This window comes from Schnuerera sp. xch1 (assembly GCF_019931165.1).
In the GTDB taxonomy this organism is placed as follows: domain Bacteria; phylum Bacillota; class Clostridia; order Tissierellales; family Tepidimicrobiaceae; genus JAIOUP01.
The window spans coordinates 68505-85377 of sequence record NZ_JAIOUP010000010.1 but is presented as its reverse complement, the minus strand read 5'-3'; the positions used below and the strand labels follow the sequence as shown (position 1 = coordinate 85377).

Below are 16873 nucleotides of genomic sequence, written 5' to 3'. Positions count from 1 at the left end.
ATCACTTCCATCTATTAATCTTCAAATTACGTTTTATTAACTCTACTATAAATTTAAATATTTTAGAAATTAAAAGTATTATTATGATCCATGCAAAAACTCCTGAAGTATTCAAATACATTTTTTGCAATTGAAGACTACTCCCTATGGCAAATCTAGGTTGAGATAAAGCTTCCCCTGCAATGACCATCTTTAAATTAATTCCTAATGATGAAGTAAATACTAGACTTAAATTTAATAGAATGCTTGGTATATAGATATCTTTTATAACAGTAATTTTACCTACGTTATAAAGTTGAGCCATAGTTATAATTTTGCTATTTACACTTAATATTCCTTTTAAAACTGTTTCATACAATATAGGAAATACCATAATGAAACCAATAAACATAGGTGCATATTCACTATCTAACCATATAAGGGCTAATATAATTATGGCCATAGTTGGTACCGAACTTAAGAAATTTAATATTGGCATCATTAAATTGTAAATAATCTTAGAAACACTAGACAATATTCCCGTTATAATAGCTAAGAACAAAGAAATTAAGAAGCCTATTAGGCTCCTTAATAAAGAAGATATTATAATATTTAAAAAGTCTGAATTCTTCACTATATCTATTAAACTTATAAAAGTACTCTTAATTGTAGGAAATATCACTTCGTTGTCTATAATTTTTGATAGCAATATCCACATGCCTATTATTATGAGCTTTGAGAGAATAGATAGTTTTTTATCTTTCAAAATATAATCCTTCATCCGGTAGTTTTCCCCCTATAACCTCTGGTGCGAAATCTAATAATACCTCATAATACATTTTATATTCTTCCTTAGTATCTTTAATATCAAAATGTCCTATATTCATACGTTCAATACCTTCTGTTACAATATCTTTGGTTATACCAATTTCTAATTCTTCGGCGTATTCTCCTAATTTTTCTGGATTATTTTTTGCCCACTTTAAATTTTCTTCATAAACTTCAATAAAATTTTCTACAAATTCTCTATTATTTTCAATTAAATCTGATTTGATAATTAAACTAGCCTGAGGATATCCATTCTCAGCTCCTGTTATATTACTCCATTCTTCATTTAAATCAAATATAACTTTTGCATTTTCTTTTTTCATCATTATGTTAGTTACTGCAGGTTCTGATAAAACTGCTAAACTAGTTTTACCACTTATAAATGCAGGTCCAACCTCTGAAGCCGCATTTAAATAAGTAATAACTACGTCTGCGTCCAAACTAATATTATTTTTAGAAAGAATATATTTGAATACTAAATCTGGAGTAAGACTTTTCCCAAATGAATAAATCTCCTTTTCCTTTAGCTCTTGGAAACTATCTATATCTTCTGTACTCATTAAATAAAGTGTACCCCATACTGAAGTTCCTGATAGTTTGTATGGAATACCCTTATTATACACTTGAGCTGCTAGATTTGAAGGCATAATTGCGATATCTGCTTCTTCTTTTAGTACTTTAGTTACCAATAAATCAGGAGAATTTTGAAATTTATATTCAATATTTATATTCTCATCTATAGCTGGGTTTTCTTTAGCAAGTTTTGCAACCGTTAGAGCTGGAACTCCACCTGGAAAATAAAACTTGATTGTTTGAGTCTCTTCATTAATCTCTTCATCTGTAGAAATATCATTATCGGAGGTTTCTTTAATTTCTGTTTTATTGCATCCAATAACTAACGATAATATAAGAACTAATGATAATAATAGTAATAATGCTCTCTTCATTTCTAATACACTCCTCGTATGCTAATGCCTCTAAGTATGAAAAATCATACTTAGAGGCTAATTAATTATAGTCTACTAATTTGTACTCAATTCCCAATCGTAATTATTTGTATCAAGCGATTCTTGGAACTTGTCTACATTTAATTCCCAATTATAATGATTTGTATGAAGCAATTTATGAGACTTGTGAGATAAAGGTTCTTCTAAATAATCCTTATAACAATTAATAACCGATGGATTTTCATGTGAAAAACGAATATTATTTATTTTATCTAAACCATATAATACTTCAGCTCTTTCATAAGCTAATTCTTTTCCATCTTCAATAGGCTGACCTCCACCGCCAGCACATCCTCCAGGGCACGCCATTATCTCAACAAAATCATATTCTACATTACCTTGTCGAATGGCTTCTATTAATTTTCTTGTATTTCCTAATCCGCTCGCAACTGCAACTCTAAGATTTGTACCGGCTAAATCAAATGTTGCTTCCTTCCAACCTTCTCTTCCCCTTACCGCTTTAAAAGCATCTGGGTCAGGATTTTCATTAGTAACTAGATAATAAGCAGTTCGAAGTGCTGCTTCCATAACTCCCCCTGTTGCCCCAAATATAACACCAGCTCCAGAACTAACTCCTAAGGGTGTATCAAACTCTTCTTCATCCAAAGATTGTGGAATAATGTGTTCTGAGCGAATAATTCTATCGATTTCTCTTGTCGTTAAAACAACATCTACATCTTGGCCTGCTCCTGCGTCATTCATTATCGGAAGATCACATTCATATTTTTTCGCGGTACATGGCATAACTGATATACTAAAAATCCTTGATGGATCAACATCTAATAATTCTGCATAGTAACTTTTAGTAATTGCACCAAACATCTGTTGAGGGGATTTAGCCGATGATAACTGATCTATCATATCAGGATATTGGGATTTAATAAATCGTATCCATCCTGGACAACATGAAGTAAACATTGGGAATTTTTCGTTTTCTCCATTTTTTAGCCTTGCTAAAAATTCACTACCTTCCTCCATAATTGTCAAATCAGCTGTAAAATTGGTATCAAATATATAATCCAACCCAATTTTCCTCAAAGCAGCTACTAATCTCTTAACTGTTGCAAATTCTCTACTAAGACCTAAACTTTCTCCCCAAGCTGCTCTTACTGCTGGTGCTATTTGAACTACAGTAATTTTATCTTCATCTGCTAATGCATCAAATACTCTTTGTACATCATCTCTTTCCCTTAAAGCACCAACAGGGCAATGAGTTATACATTGTCCACAAAGTGCACAATCTGATTCTTCAATTTTTCTATTAAGAGAAACATCAACCTTTGTTCTAGAGCCTGTATTCGCTATATCCCATATATACATATCTTGTATTTTATCGCATACCTGAATACATCTCATACACTTGATACATTTCTCGTCATCTCTAACTAATGGAAAATCCTGTGCCCATTTGGCATTAGGTAAATCTTCTTTATATGAAATATCTATGATACCTAAATCATTTGATATCGTTTGCAAACTACAGTTTCCACTTCTAACACAAGTAGCACATTTTGCATTATGTTGAGAGAGAATTAACTCTACATTAGTACGTCTAGCTTCACGTACTTTTGGACTATTTGTATAAACTACCATTCCTTCTTCTACTACATTATTACAAGAAGTAACTAATCTATTAATTCCTTCAACTTCTACAGCACATACCCTACAGGCTCCAATATCATTCAGTTCCTTTAAATAGCAAAGGTGTGGAATAGGTATATCATTCATTTTAGCTGCATCAAGAATTGTTGTTCCCTCTGGAACATTTATCTTATTATTATCAATAATTAAATTTACCATTTTTCAATCCTCCCTCCTTTAAATATTCCAAAACCAAAATGATCACATCTCAGGCATCTGCTTGATTCTTGGTTTGCTTCCTCACAAGTCATTCCTAATTCCATCAAATCAAAATCTTTAACTCTATCTGAAGCATCTCGTTCTCTCATGTTTACACGTCCACAAGGCGTTCTATCTGCTAAGCGTGGATCTGGTATTTTAACATCTGTTTCAATAATGTGATCATACCCTAAGTATTCATCTATATTCGCAGCTGCTACTTTTCCTGCTGCTATGGCACGTATTACTGTTGCAGGTCCTGATACACAATCTCCACCTGCATATACTCCTGGAACGTTTTCAATACCACCACAACTAAGTGCATCTATAACTCCTTTAGTTACAGGAATTCCTTCTTTTTCAAAGTCTTTTGATTCAATACCTTGTCCAATAGCAATAATTAATAAATCACAATCAATCTTTTCAGTATCTTTTGCTGCACCTCTTGGTGTTGGCCTTCCACCTTTAATAGTTCCTATAACTTGAGGTTGTATCCATAGAGCTTTGATATGGTTATTGTTGTCCGTTTCAATTTTACCTGGGGTATATAAATCATATATCTCACAACCTTCTGCGATAGCTCCTTCTACTTCTTCCTTCATAGCTGGCATATCTACTTTACGTCTACGATATACGATATTTACCTTTTCAGCTCCCAATCGTACAGCTGAACGCGCTACATCTATAGCTACATTTCCTCCACCAATTACTGCTATAGATTTGCCTTTAAAATCAGGATATTTATCGTCTCCTATTTGTCGTAAAACTTCAACAGCAGAGATAACTCCTTCTGCTTCTTGTCCTTCAATACCTATCTTCTTATCTATATGAGCACCAATAGCAATATACACAGCATCAAATTGTTCTTTTAATTCAACAACTGATATATCCTTACCTACTGTAATTCCAGTATGTGCTTTAATTCCAGTAGAAAGCAACGTATCTATTTCTTTATCTAGAACTTCTCGGGGAAGTCTATAGCTTGGTATCCCATACCTTAACATACCACCTAATTTTTGTCTTTGTTCGAATATCTCTACATCATGTCCCATAATAGATAGATAGTAAGCTGAACTTAATCCACTAGGCCCTCCCCCTACTATAGCTACCTTTTTATTAGTGGAAGGTGCTGGCTTTTCTACTGGAACAACTCCAGCATTATCCACTGCAAATCGTTTCAAACCTCTAATGTTAATTGAATCATCAATCATATTCCTTCTGCATCTAGTTTCACAAGGATGTTCACATACTAAAGCACATACAGATGGCAGTGGATTATCCTTTCGAATTAGTCTAACTGCATCTTCATATCTACCTTCTGACACCAAAGCAATATAGCCAGGAACATCTACTCCAGCAGGGCAAAGAGAAACACAAGGAACAGGCTGATATAGTTCAAATGTACATCTATTTCGAAGAATATGTTCTTCAAAATCATCCCTGAAACCTTCAACTCCTTTTAAAACCATATTAGCTGCTTCATATCCTATGGCACAATCGGCAGAATAATAAATAGTTCTCGCTGTTTTTTCAATTAAATCAATTGTTTCTAATGAAGCATTGCCATTTAATACATCTTCCAATAATGCTTCCAATTGACCCAATCCTATCCTGCAAGGAACACATTTCCCACATGTTTGAGCATGACACATCTTTAAGAAGGATGATGCTAAATCTATGGGACATAATCCTGGTGGACTTGCAATGATACGTCTTTCCAAGTCTTTGTAAAGAGTCTCAACAGTTGTTTGAACCTTATCTTTAGTAATAATACTAAGTCTACTCATGTCTTTTAAGCTCCTTTCTTTAATATATTAAATAATCAACTTTACCTGAACTAGAAAAATAAATAGGTTCAGTTAATTAATTAACAATGTTAGATGTAAATATTGCTTCATTCCGAATACATTTGACTTATTTGTGTGTCCATTAAATATTTATATTCTATTATTATAAAAGTATTAATTATTCTATAAAAAAGTATATACCTAAGGTACAACTAATATATAGACAAATGTGTGATTATATTCATAAACATTATATCATAAGTTAAATGAATATCAATATTTTCATTCTAAATTTTTACAATATTAATAAATCTCCATTCTTTATATTTTTTATAAAGAATGGAGATATTTAAAATATCCTTTAAATTAAAAATATTCCTACTATAGTAGTAACTGCAAGACCAATCATTACTGGTTTAAAATTCTTCCTTGTTAAATCAAAAGGATCTACCTTACATATAGCAGCTACTGGTATAACAGCCCAAGGAATTAGAGTTCCACCTCCAATCCATATTGCTGCTATTTGACCTAAAGCAGCCAATGTTTCTATTCCTCTACCTATAGCAATTGAAAATAGATTTGCAACAGAACCTGCTAAAGCTAATCCTGAAAATCCAGAACCATCTAATCCTGTAATACCACCAACAGTTGTTAATGTTACTGCTCCAACTCCAGCATTTAGTGGTACTACATTCGCCAATGCTAAGCCTAAATCATTAACAATCCCCTGAGAACCTGCTGGCAAGTATTCTCCAATTACACTTGTAAAACCTCCACCACCTAAATAGAAGAAAGCTGCCACCGGAATAATCGGACCAAAAACTTGAAATCCAAATTTTAATCCTTCTATTAGATGGGTAGTTATTTGCTCTAATGCTTTGTCTTTATATGTTGACATAGAAACCATTATTAGTATCAGAACAGCTGTACCACCAATCAGTGCAGTAGCATCCCCTCCTTGTAAATTAGCAACTAACATTACTATAACATCTATTAGAAATACAACTGGAACTATTATAGAAAATATTCTTCTCATCTTTGCAGACAAGATTCTTTCCGAATCTTCGTCATCATTTTCTACTTTATCCATATTCATATCACTGTCCTTATCAGCTTTTAATTTTCCATTCTTTAAATCTTTTTTCAAAAGTATAAAAGCTGTTATGGTAGTAACTATTCCCATTACGAATACTAAAGGTATACTCGATGATATTAGATCTGTTACAGGTATCCCCGCAGCATCTGCAGTTATCTTAGGTGCCCCTTGAATTATAAAATCACTGGATAAGGCTATTCCATGTCCAAACAAATTCATAGCTACTGCTACTCCTAAAGCTGGCAAACCTGCCTCTATTGCTACTGGTAATAAAACTGCTCCCAGTAAGGCAACTGCAGGAGATGGCCAGAAAAACCATGAGATAATCATCATTAAGATGCCGATAACCCAATATGCTAAAGTCGGTGTTTTAATAAACTTAGTAAAAGGCGAAATCATTACTTGACTTATTCCAGTTTTAGTAAGGATAGAGCTCATCCCTACTATAATTGAGATAATCAATATAGTTCCAAGTAATTCGATTATAGCAAAAATAAAGCTGTTAAATATAGTCATTATTGAAGTAGATAAGGAACTAGTAGCAATTATCGATAATAGAAAAATTCCTATTATACATACAAGGGTTGTATCCCTCTTGGCAACCATAAATCCTAATATTAGTAGAGTAAAAATCACATAAACCCAATGTAATGCGTTCAATTCAATAAGCATAAAAATACCTCCTTGCAAAAATTTGTTTATACTATTAAATATGCAAGTGAGGAATATTGGTTAATGAATTGCTTAATTAATTATTTGTTTTTTCTACTATTTTCACTGTTGCATAAGAATAAACTAATCCTAATATAAATCCAACCAATACATCAGTAGGCCAATGAACACCTAAAAACACTCTACTAAATCCAATAAAAGCTACTATAATAAAATTAGCAATCCATAAAATAATATTTATTCTTTTACTACTTTGACTCTTTGTCAATAAATAAGTCATAGTAGTATAAAAACTTATGGAAACCATTGAATGACCGCTAGGAAAACTGTATCCTCCCTGCTCTATTAAGAAATATTCTAATGGTCTTGTTCTTACAAATATATTTTTTAAAATATAATTTAATATATAACTTCCTAAAGTAGATGTAATCAATAATATTATACCTTTACAATTATTATTTCTTTTAAGAAATATAAAAATAATTATCCCTATAAATATAAAGAAATATGAAGATCCAAAAAAAGTTATAATATTCATAAATTTGGCAATCTCCAGTGTCATGTTTCCATGAATATATTTCATTATATCCATATCAAAAAGAATTCCTTCTTCTGAATTTCTAACATATACTCCTACGCTTAAGGATATAATTATTAAAATTATACTTAAAATTATTAAAATCTTATCTTTCATGTTCCCTCCATTAATATAAATTAAAAGATAGCAGGTTTCTGCTACCTTTTTCTTCTTGGTGGTGCAATATGAATTGCTCTACCTTCTAAACCGTGTATCGCTTCCATAAATGCTTCACTTAGTGTTGGATGTGCATGTATAGTTCTTGCTATACTATCAACATCCATATTATTAGCTATCGCCAGGGCTCCTTCATGTATTAAATCATTAGCATGAGGTCCTACTATTGTAACTCCTATAACCTTATCATTCTCTTTAGATGAGAACACCTTTACAAAACCTTCGGTTTCTCCTAGTGATAAAGCTTTTCCATTAGCAGCAAATAAAAATTTACTTGTTTTATAGTCTATTTTTTGTTCTTTTATTTGGCTCTCTGTCAATCCTACATAAGCTACTTCTGGAAATGCAAATACGCAATTTGGTATTACATCCAAATTTATATCTGATGTCATTCCCATTATATTTTCTACTACATATATACCTTGACTTGAAGCAACATGAGCAAGCTGTATGCCTACATCATTAACATCTCCTATGGCATATATGCCCTTAGCCGTTGTTTCGAAGTTTTCGTCTACTTTTATTCCTTTTTTATCATATTCTATTCCTGTACTGTCAAGATTCAATCCGTCTGTTACTGGTCCTCTTCCAGAAGCAATTAATACCTTGTCACCTATTACCTCAATTTGTTTATCTTTTTTCTTATATCTTGCAATTACCTTTAACTTATTTCCTTCTTTTACTATTTCCTTTGCTCTTATATCTACATAGGTTTCCATTCCATGTTTTTTAAAGAACATAGGCAATCTCCTAGATATTTCCTTATCTATATTTTTTAATATCCTAGAAGCAAGAAGGATTACCTGAGAACCTAATTCTTGATATATACTTGCAAATTCAAGTCCTATGACTCCTCCTCCTACAACAATAAGGGTTTCTGGAATTTCTTCCATCTCTAGAAGTTCATCGCTAGTAATAACTCCTTCTAAGTCTACTCCTTTTGTTTCTGTCATGGTAGCCTTAGAACCTGTAGCAATAACTATGTTATCTACTTTAATTTCACGAGTTCCACCATCTTTTAAATCTACGATTATAGTTCTATTATCCTTTAACCTACCTTTTCCAGGAATAAATTCAATATTTTTATAAGAGGATATCAATTGCTCTATTCCTTTAACTAGCTGATTTACTACTTTTATCTTTCTATCCTGTAGTACTTTACCATCTAATTTAAAATTATCTACTGAAATTCCAAATTCTTCGGATCTATTTAAGGTGTTCATTATTTCTGCATTTCTAAAATAAGTTTTAGTGGGGATACAGCCTCTATTGAGGCATGTTCCCCCTACTTCCCTACCTTCAATCAAATAAATATTTGCACCTAATTGAGCTCCTCTTATCGCTGCTTCATATCCTCCCGGACCTGCTCCTATTATTGCAATATTTTTTTTAACCAAACTTTTTCACACCTACCCTTCATATTTAAGCACAGGTTTTCTAGCTGCTAGGGTCTCATCTAATCTCCTTACAGGAGTATCATGGGGTGCTTCTTTTAAGTTCTCTGGCTTTTCCTTAGCTTCTTGTGCAATCTCAATTAGTACATCTGCAAATTCATCTAAAGTCTCTTTGCTTTCAGATTCTGTTGGTTCTGTCATCATTGCTTCATGGACAATTAATGGGAAATACACTGTTGGTGGATGATATCCATAGTCAAGCAATCTCTTTGCTACATCCAATGTTGTAATTTCCGAAAGCTCAGATTTCAATCCAGCCATCACAAATTCATGTTTATATATAGCATCATCTGGTAGACTATAATGATCTTTCAACCTATGTGCTAAATAATTTGCATTAAGAACTGCCATTTCACTTACCTTATTTAACCCATCACTACCCATGGATAATATATAAGCATAAGCCCTAACCATTATTCCAAAATGGCCATAAAAGTCTTTCATTCTACCAACAGTTTTTGGTATATCATAATTCAAGTAATATCTTTGTCCATCCTTTCCAATAACTGGCGTTGGTAAAAAGTCAATCAGTATCTTCTTAACTGCTACTGGTCCACTACCTGGTCCTCCACCACCATGAGGTGTAGAGAATGTCTTATGAAGATTAAAATGCATTACGTCAAATCCCATATCTCCAGGTCTAACTTGACCTAGTATAGCATTAGCATTTGCACCATCATAGTATAACAATCCGCCAGCTTCATGGACTAAATCAGCAATTTCTTTTATTTCTTTTTCAAATAGTCCTAATGTGTTTGGATTTGTAAGCATCAATCCAGCAACTTCATCACTTAATGCTGCCTTTAAGCTTTCCAAATCAACAAGACCTTCTTCTGTGGATTTGATTTCTATGACATCAAATCCAGCCATCATAGCTGATGCAGGATTTGTACCATGTGCTGAGTCTGGAACAATTATCTTTGTTCTCTTAGTATCTCCTCTATCCTCATGATAAGCCCTTATTAATGTCAATCCTGTTAGCTCTCCATGAGCTCCAGCTGCTGGCTGTAAAGTTACCTTATCCATTCCAGATATTTCGCATAAAGCTTCATCCAATTCATACATAAGTTTTAAGGCACCTTGTACGGTTTCTTCTGGTTGGCGTGGATGAATATTTTTAAATCCATCAAGATTTGCCATGTCTTCATTTACCTTTGGATTATATTTCATAGTACAAGACCCTAATGGATAAAATCCTGTATCTACACCAAAGTTTTTGTTTGCAAGATTTGTATAATGTCTTACTATATCCACTTCACTTACTTCTGGAAGGTTTAATTCATCGTCATTTAAATATTCTGCAGGAATCAATTCTTCAATCCTTACTTCCTGAACATCATTTTCTGGAAGTGAGTACGCCCTTCTTCCTGGTCTTGAAAGTTCAAATATCAATTTATTATATTCTCTCATTTTATCCCCTCCAATACAGAACTTAATTTATCAATTTCTCCTTTTGTCCTCTTTTCAGTGACAGCATAAAGAATTGCATTCTTATATTGGGGATAGAATCTTTCTAATGAATAACCTCCAAGAATCCTTTCATCTATTAACTTTTTGTTTATATCATCTACAGGTACATCACTAGTTACTACAAATTCCTTAAAGAATGGTTTGTCAAACAATGGTTTATACTTTCCTGATTTTGTAATTTCTTTAAATGCATAGTGTGCTTTTTGTGTCGCTTGCAATGCTACTTCTCTTAATCCTTTCTTCCCTAAGGTAGTAAGATATACTGCAGCTGCTAATGTATTTATTCCTTGATTTGAACAAATATTGGAAGTAGCTTTTTCTCTTCTTATATGTTGTTCCCTAGCTTGCAATGTTAATACATATGATCTTTTATCATCTTTATCCAAAGTTTGCCCAACTATTCTTCCTGGCAATTTTCTCATGTGACGCTTATTAACTGCTATAAATCCTAAATATGGCCCACCAAATGAAAGAGGAATGCCAAGTGATTGTCCCTCTCCAACTACAACATCTGCTCCTAAAGAACCAGGCGCTCTAAGTATTCCTAAAGATATTGGATCAACGCTTGTAACAAATAGAGTTTTCTTTTGACTATGAGCTATTTCTTCAATTGACTTTAAATCCTCTATTATTCCAAAGAAGTTTGGACTTTGAACTATTACCGCTGCAGTTTTATCAGTTACATTGTTTCTTAATTCATCTAGATTTGTAACTCCATCTTCATCCTTAATTTCAACTATTTCTAATCCTTGAAGATGACCGTAAGTCTTTAGAACTTCTCTAGCTTGTGGGTTTACAGTCTTGGATATTACTATTTGATCTCTTCTAGTAATATTTGAAGCCATAAATGCTGCCTCAGCAATTGCTGTGCCACCATCATATAATGAAGCATTTGATACATCCATCCCAGTTAAGTTGCACATTAAAGTTTGATATTCAAACACATATTGTAGAGTCCCTTGACTTACTTCCGGTTGATATGGAGTATAGGATGTATAGAATTCGCTCTTTGAAATAATATGTCCTACTATAGAAGGAATATAATGATCATAAGCCCCAGCTCCTAAGAAACAAGTCAATTCATTTATTGACTTGTTTTCTTGAGATAGCTTTATCATATCCTTTGATACTTCTGTTTCTGACATTGATGAATTAAGATTAAGTTCCCTCTTAAGCCGAATATTTTCTGGTATATCACTAAATAGGTCATCGATTGAATTGGCACCGATGGCTTCCAACATCCTCTTTTCATCTTCTTGTGTATTTGGGATGTAAGGATACATCTTTATACCTCCTCATCTAAGAACTTCTCGTATTCGTCACTTGACATCAAATCATCTAATTGTGATTTATCACTTATTTCAATTTTTATAATCCAATTCTCATATGAATCTTCATTCAATAACTCAGGGCTATCAAGTAAATCCTCATTTATCTCTGTAATCTTACCATCTACGGGCATAAACACATCTGAAGCTGCCTTTACTGATTCTACAGCTGAAAATGCATCATCTTTATCAAATTCATCATCAACTTCTGGTAATTCAACGTATACAATATCCCCTAAAGAATCTTGAGCAAAATCACTTAATCCAATATAAGCTTCATCACCATCTACTTTTAGCCACTCATGATCATTAGTATAATATAAATCTTTTGCTACTTTCATAATATATACCTCCTTATAATCTTAAATTATTTTTTTAAAAACCTTTTACTAATTATCTTAGCCTTAACAGGCTTATTTCTTATCATTACATCAACTTCATTTCCTAGCTCTGTCTCATTCACATCGATCAAGGCATTTCCAATGTTTTTCTTCAAAGTTGGTGACATATATCCTGTAGTTACATATCCAATCTTTTTATCCCCTTTATATATCTCATATCCTTCTCTTGGTATACCTCTGCCTATTATTTCGAATCCAGCAAGTTTTCTAGTCAATCCATTTTTCCATTGATTAGTTAGTGCTTGCTTGCCTATAAAATCTGATTCCTTATCTAGTTTAACAAAAAACTTAAATCCCCCTTCTAATGGTGTAACTTCTCTAGAAATTTCATGTCCATAAAGAGGCAAAGATGCTTCAAATCTAAGGGTATCTCTACACCCTAACCCTGCAGGTTTTAAACCATCTTTTTTACCCACTTCTAATACTTTCTTCCAAACTGTTACTATCTCATCAGATGAAGCATATACTTCAAATCCATCTTCTCCAGTATATCCAGTTCTTGATATCATACAGTTTATCCCTGCAATATCTACATCCCTTTTTAAGTGGAAAAACTTAATTGATGACAGATCAAAATCTGTAAGTTCTTGTAAGATTTTTTCCGCCTTAGGCCCCTGGATAGCAACTTCTCCAATTTGATCTGATACGTTTTCAATAATAATACTAAAATTCTTTTTGTTATCTATCATCCACTTAAAGTCTTTATCTATATTTGCTGCATTAACCACTAGTAAATATTCTTCCTCATTATATTTATAAACTAACAAATCATCTACTACACCGCCGTCAGGATAGCACATAAATGTATAAATTACTTGATTATCTACCAATTTTGATAAATCATTGGTTAATAAATACTGTAAATAACGAAATGCATCCTTACCTTTTACCATAATCTCTCCCATATGTGATACATCAAACATCCCTGCTTCGTTTCTTACTGCTTCATGTTCTTTAACTAATCCTTCATATTGCACTGGAAGGAACCACCCTGCATAATCAACAATCTTACCTCCAAGCTTTACATGTTCATCATAAAGTGGAGTTTTCTTTGCTACCATTTTACCACTCCTTCCCAATTTTTATTAATTGTTAATACAAGTTATATATTTCCTCAAAAACCTTTTCCTAAACAATATTGTTAAAAAGATTTTCTGAGTTTTATTGTTCTTATTATATATTAGTTAAATAAATATTGCAATATTGATAAATTATAGATAATTTTTATTTTATCCACTTTTTCCACATCATCCACATTTTATGGTGGATAACTTATGTAAACAATTTTCTAATTTTAAAATCGGCCTATATAAGAATTTAACTCTGCATAATATATTTGTATCCACATAATTTGGTATTATCCACATGACTTTATCCACATTATAATTTATTACTTTCATCATCTTCAATAAAATATTTCATTATTCCATTATATATGGCTAATGCTATTTTTCCCTGATATCCATCTGTATTAAGTAATCTTTCTTCTTCAGGATTTGAAACAAATCCACATTCAACAAGAACTGAGGGTGCTTGTATTTCATTTAATAAAAATACCTCTTCTGTATCTTGTGGTACTCTTTGATTATTTTTATCTAATTCATTTTTTAATTGATTTTGTATACAGTGTGCTAATCTATAACTATATTCCTTATCTTTTCCATAGAAAGTTTGAGCACCATAATACATAGATTGTTCAAAACTATTTAAATGAATACTAATAAAAACATCACAATTGGCACTTTCTATAATTTTTTTCCTGTTATGAAGATCTTCTGTCTTCTTTTCTTTAAGTGTTTTTGATTTATCAGTATATAATCCATCTTCATTTTCCCTAGTCATAACTGCTGTTCCACCATTTTGTTCAATAATTCTTTTAAGTTTTAATGCAATTTTTAGGTTTATCTTATCTTCTTCTATTCCACTAACTCCTACAGCTCCAGAATCTATGCCACCATGTCCAGGATCTATTCCTATTATCTTTTGCCCTATTATAACGTTTACAGCAGAGGTTACCCTATTGTTAAATAATGCTATCAATAATATAGTTATTGAAATCAAAATAATAGATAAAATAACATACAAATTTCTTTTTGTTATATATATAACCTTCATAGCAATCCCTCCTACACAAGCTCCTACTATGAAATATATTGACACTGTTATTGTCCATATTACTAATAATAAAAAAAGGTTCTATCGAAGCATTTAAAGATAGATATTTTGAAATTCATAAACAAAAGCTCATATTAATTAGTATTCTACATACGAGAACTTCCCTATTCGTTTTAAAAAATTCCCACATTAGTCTTAAGGCTAATGTGGGAATTTGATGTCGTGTTGTTATATATAATCAAATATTTTATATCCATTTACACTAAAATTTGCTTACGGAAAATGGGTGTGGAAGCTTTATTTAACTTGTTTGTCTGAAATGTTTTTGTAGATAAGAGTCCTTTTTGCGCAAATAAAAGGCGCCAGATTGGTTTCCCAGTCTGACGCTCTGTATCTTTCGTGAACAAACTTTGTAATTGTAAACCGACTTTCTTGGAAGTCGACAAAAAACTATCTCTTTGAGAACTGTGGAGCTCTTCTCGCTTTCTTAAGACCATATTTCTTTCTTTCTTTCATTCTTGGATCTCTTGTTAAGAATCCAGCTTTCTTCAATACAGGCTTTAATTCATTATCCGCATTTATTAAAGCTCTTGATATACCGTGTCTAATTGCTCCAGCTTGGCCTGTAAATCCTCCACCTTTAACATTTACAAATACATCATATTTACTTAAAGTATCAGTTATCACTAAAGGTTCTTTAACAAGAACTTTTAATGTATCATAATCAAAATATTCATTAATATCTCTCTTGTTTATAATTATATTTCCGGAACCTGGAAGCAATCTAACTCTTGCTACTGAGGTTTTTCTTCTTCCTGTTCCTATATACTGTACAGTTGCCAATTGCAATCCTCCTTTCTTAACCTAATTAAAATTCATATACTTCTGGTTTTTGGGATGCATGATTATGTTCAGGTCCGCTATAAACCTTCAATTTTTTAATCATTTGTCTTCCTAATCTATTTTTAGGTAACATTCCTCTAACAGCTAATTCAATAACTTTTTCAGGTTTTTTATCTAACATTTCTCTATATGATATAGATCTTAATCCACCTGGATATCCTGTATGATATTTATAATATTTTTTATCTAATTTTTTACCAGTTAATTTAACTTTATCTGCATTTATTACTACAACAAAATCCCCAGTGTCAACATGTGGTGTATATACAGGTTTGTTCTTACCCCTCAATACCGTAGCAATTTCTGAAGCTAGTCTACCCAGAACTTTACCTTCTGCATCGATTAGGTACCATTTTCTTTCAATTTCATTTGATTTAGCTATATAACTCTTCATCTTTTTCCCTCCTCATTCCAGCATTGGTTATAAAAAGATTTCCGGGGCTTTTTATAAAACACTCTTATATATTCTAATACAAGGTATAATCAATGTCAATACGTTTTTCTACTAGTAATAAACTTTTTCTAAATAAAGACCTTGAGGTGGAGCAGTATGCCCAGCATTAATTCTTTTTTTTGACTTTATTATATAAGGAATATCTTTTTTATATAATTTTCCTCTTCCTACATCTACTAAAGTACCAACTATTATTCTAACCATATTATATAAAAATCCATTTCCTTGAACAAAAAAAATTACTAAATTATCTTTTTCATTCAAAGATATCTTATCAATAGTTCTAACAGTTGTTTTTGCACTACTATTTGATGTCATAAAGGAAGAAAAATCATGGGTACCTAAGAAATACTTAGCTGCACTTTTCATTTCATCTATATCCAATTCATAAGGTACATGATATGAAAAATCTCTATATAAAGGATTTCTTATCTTTCTGTTATATATCAAATACTGATATCGTTTCCCTAAAGCATCATATCTTGAATGAAAATCATTGGATACTTTTTCTGAATTTATTATACTAATATCACTAGGCAAATTTGCATTTAATGCAAATTTAAATTTATCTGCAGGTATATTAGAATTAGTATTAAAATTAGCCACTTGGCCTTTAGCATGGACACCACTATCAGTTCTCCCAGATCCAATTAAATTTACTGTTTCACCAGTAACTAATTTGATCGCTGTTTCTATTTCTTCTTGAATACTATTACCATTTTTTTGTTTTTGCCAACCACAATAATTGCTCGCAAAATATTCAATGGTAAGTTTTATATTAGTCAT

Annotated in this window: 15 protein-coding genes; all 15 read right to left on the bottom strand. The window is 32.0% G+C overall.

Annotated elements, in window-relative coordinates; translation table 11 throughout:
• Position 1 precedes the first annotated feature (1 nt).
• The 15 genes from K8M07_RS08405 to truA all read right to left on the bottom strand — a co-directional run bounded on the left by K8M07_RS08405 (position 2) and on the right by truA (position 16873).
• A complete protein-coding gene (locus K8M07_RS08405) occupies positions 2 to 760 on the bottom strand; it encodes an ABC transporter permease (protein ID WP_223377728.1) in 759 nt (252 codons plus the stop codon).
• Entirely contained in the window at positions 735 to 1754 is a 1020-nt protein-coding gene (locus tag K8M07_RS08400) for an ABC transporter substrate-binding protein (protein WP_223377726.1), read from the bottom strand. The genes K8M07_RS08405 and K8M07_RS08400 overlap by 26 nt, the downstream gene beginning before the upstream one ends.
• A gap of 75 nt (positions 1755 to 1829) precedes the next feature.
• Positions 1830 to 3614 (bottom strand): NADH-dependent [FeFe] hydrogenase, group A6, encoded by a 1785-nt coding sequence (locus K8M07_RS08395; protein ID WP_223377724.1) that lies wholly within the window; start codon positions 3612 to 3614, stop codon positions 1830 to 1832.
• On the bottom strand, positions 3608 to 5440 hold the full coding sequence (locus K8M07_RS08390) for an NAD(P)-binding protein (RefSeq protein ID WP_223377722.1): 1833 nt from the start codon (positions 5438 to 5440) through the stop codon (positions 3608 to 3610). Before K8M07_RS08390 ends, K8M07_RS08395 begins: the two co-directional genes overlap by 7 nt.
• Positions 5441 to 5801: 361 nt before the next feature.
• Entirely contained in the window at positions 5802 to 7208 is a 1407-nt protein-coding gene (locus K8M07_RS08385) for a hypothetical protein (protein ID WP_223377720.1), read from the bottom strand.
• A gap of 76 nt (positions 7209 to 7284) precedes the next feature.
• Positions 7285 to 7902 (bottom strand): phosphatase PAP2 family protein, encoded by a 618-nt coding sequence (locus K8M07_RS08380; protein ID WP_223377719.1) that lies wholly within the window; start codon positions 7900 to 7902, stop codon positions 7285 to 7287.
• A 41-nt stretch (positions 7903 to 7943) separates the two neighbouring features.
• Entirely contained in the window at positions 7944 to 9359 is a 1416-nt protein-coding gene (gene lpdA, locus K8M07_RS08375; RefSeq protein ID WP_223377717.1) for a dihydrolipoyl dehydrogenase, read from the bottom strand.
• A 12-nt stretch (positions 9360 to 9371) separates the two neighbouring features.
• Positions 9372 to 10826 (bottom strand): aminomethyl-transferring glycine dehydrogenase subunit GcvPB, encoded by a 1455-nt coding sequence (gene gcvPB, locus K8M07_RS08370; protein ID WP_223377715.1) that lies wholly within the window; start codon positions 10824 to 10826, stop codon positions 9372 to 9374.
• Positions 10823 to 12169, bottom strand: coding sequence for an aminomethyl-transferring glycine dehydrogenase subunit GcvPA (gcvPA, locus tag K8M07_RS08365; protein WP_223377713.1), 1347 nt, complete (start codon positions 12167 to 12169; stop codon positions 10823 to 10825). The genes gcvPB and gcvPA overlap by 4 nt, the downstream gene beginning before the upstream one ends.
• A gap of 2 nt (positions 12170 to 12171) precedes the next feature.
• On the bottom strand, positions 12172 to 12555 hold the full coding sequence (gene gcvH / locus K8M07_RS08360) for a glycine cleavage system protein GcvH (protein WP_223377711.1): 384 nt from the start codon (positions 12553 to 12555) through the stop codon (positions 12172 to 12174).
• A 26-nt stretch (positions 12556 to 12581) separates the two neighbouring features.
• Positions 12582 to 13676: a glycine cleavage system aminomethyltransferase GcvT gene (gene gcvT / locus K8M07_RS08355; protein WP_223377709.1), complete on the bottom strand. Its 1095-nt coding sequence runs from the start codon at positions 13674 to 13676 to the stop codon at positions 12582 to 12584.
• Positions 13677 to 13995: 319 nt separating this feature from the next.
• Positions 13996 to 14730: an N-acetylmuramoyl-L-alanine amidase CwlD gene (gene cwlD, locus K8M07_RS08350; protein ID WP_223377707.1), complete on the bottom strand. Its 735-nt coding sequence runs from the start codon at positions 14728 to 14730 to the stop codon at positions 13996 to 13998.
• A gap of 450 nt (positions 14731 to 15180) precedes the next feature.
• Positions 15181 to 15573 carry a 30S ribosomal protein S9 gene (gene rpsI, locus K8M07_RS08345; protein WP_223377705.1) on the bottom strand — a complete coding sequence of 131 codons (393 nt, stop codon included), beginning with the start codon at positions 15571 to 15573 and terminating at the stop codon, positions 15181 to 15183.
• Positions 15574 to 15598: 25 nt separating this feature from the next.
• Positions 15599 to 16027, bottom strand: a complete 429-nt coding sequence (rplM, locus tag K8M07_RS08340; protein ID WP_223377703.1) for a 50S ribosomal protein L13 — start codon at positions 16025 to 16027, stop codon at positions 15599 to 15601.
• A gap of 111 nt (positions 16028 to 16138) precedes the next feature.
• A complete protein-coding gene (truA, locus tag K8M07_RS08335; RefSeq protein WP_223377701.1) occupies positions 16139 to 16873 on the bottom strand; it encodes a tRNA pseudouridine(38-40) synthase TruA in 735 nt (244 codons plus the stop codon).

What these genes read in the sequence shown, in the direction of transcription:
- rplM (WP_223377703.1), bottom strand. Translation starts at nt 16,027, where the DNA reads ATGAAGAGTTATATAGCTAAATCAAATGAAATTGAAAGAAAATGGTAC.
- cwlD (WP_223377707.1), bottom strand. Translation starts at nt 14,730, where the DNA reads ATGAAGGTTATATATATAACAAAAAGAAATTTGTATGTTATTTTATCT.
- K8M07_RS08380 (WP_223377719.1), bottom strand. Translation starts at nt 7,902, where the DNA reads ATGAAAGATAAGATTTTAATAATTTTAAGTATAATTTTAATAATTATA.
- gcvPB (WP_223377715.1), bottom strand. Translation starts at nt 10,826, where the DNA reads ATGAGAGAATATAATAAATTGATATTTGAACTTTCAAGACCAGGAAGA.
- gcvT (WP_223377709.1), bottom strand. Translation starts at nt 13,676, where the DNA reads ATGGTAGCAAAGAAAACTCCACTTTATGATGAACATGTAAAGCTTGGA.
- K8M07_RS08400 (WP_223377726.1), bottom strand. Translation starts at nt 1,754, where the DNA reads ATGAAGAGAGCATTATTACTATTATTATCATTAGTTCTTATATTATCG.
- gcvH (WP_223377711.1), bottom strand. Translation starts at nt 12,555, where the DNA reads ATGAAAGTAGCAAAAGATTTATATTATACTAATGATCATGAGTGGCTA.
- K8M07_RS08405 (WP_223377728.1), bottom strand. Translation starts at nt 760, where the DNA reads ATGAAGGATTATATTTTGAAAGATAAAAAACTATCTATTCTCTCAAAG.
- K8M07_RS08390 (WP_223377722.1), bottom strand. Translation starts at nt 5,440, where the DNA reads ATGAGTAGACTTAGTATTATTACTAAAGATAAGGTTCAAACAACTGTT.
- K8M07_RS08385 (WP_223377720.1), bottom strand. Translation starts at nt 7,208, where the DNA reads ATGCTTATTGAATTGAACGCATTACATTGGGTTTATGTGATTTTTACT.
- gcvPA (WP_223377713.1), bottom strand. Translation starts at nt 12,169, where the DNA reads ATGTATCCTTACATCCCAAATACACAAGAAGATGAAAAGAGGATGTTG.
- truA (WP_223377701.1), bottom strand. Translation starts at nt 16,873, where the DNA reads ATGACTAATATAAAACTTACCATTGAATATTTTGCGAGCAATTATTGT.
- K8M07_RS08395 (WP_223377724.1), bottom strand. Translation starts at nt 3,614, where the DNA reads ATGGTAAATTTAATTATTGATAATAATAAGATAAATGTTCCAGAGGGA.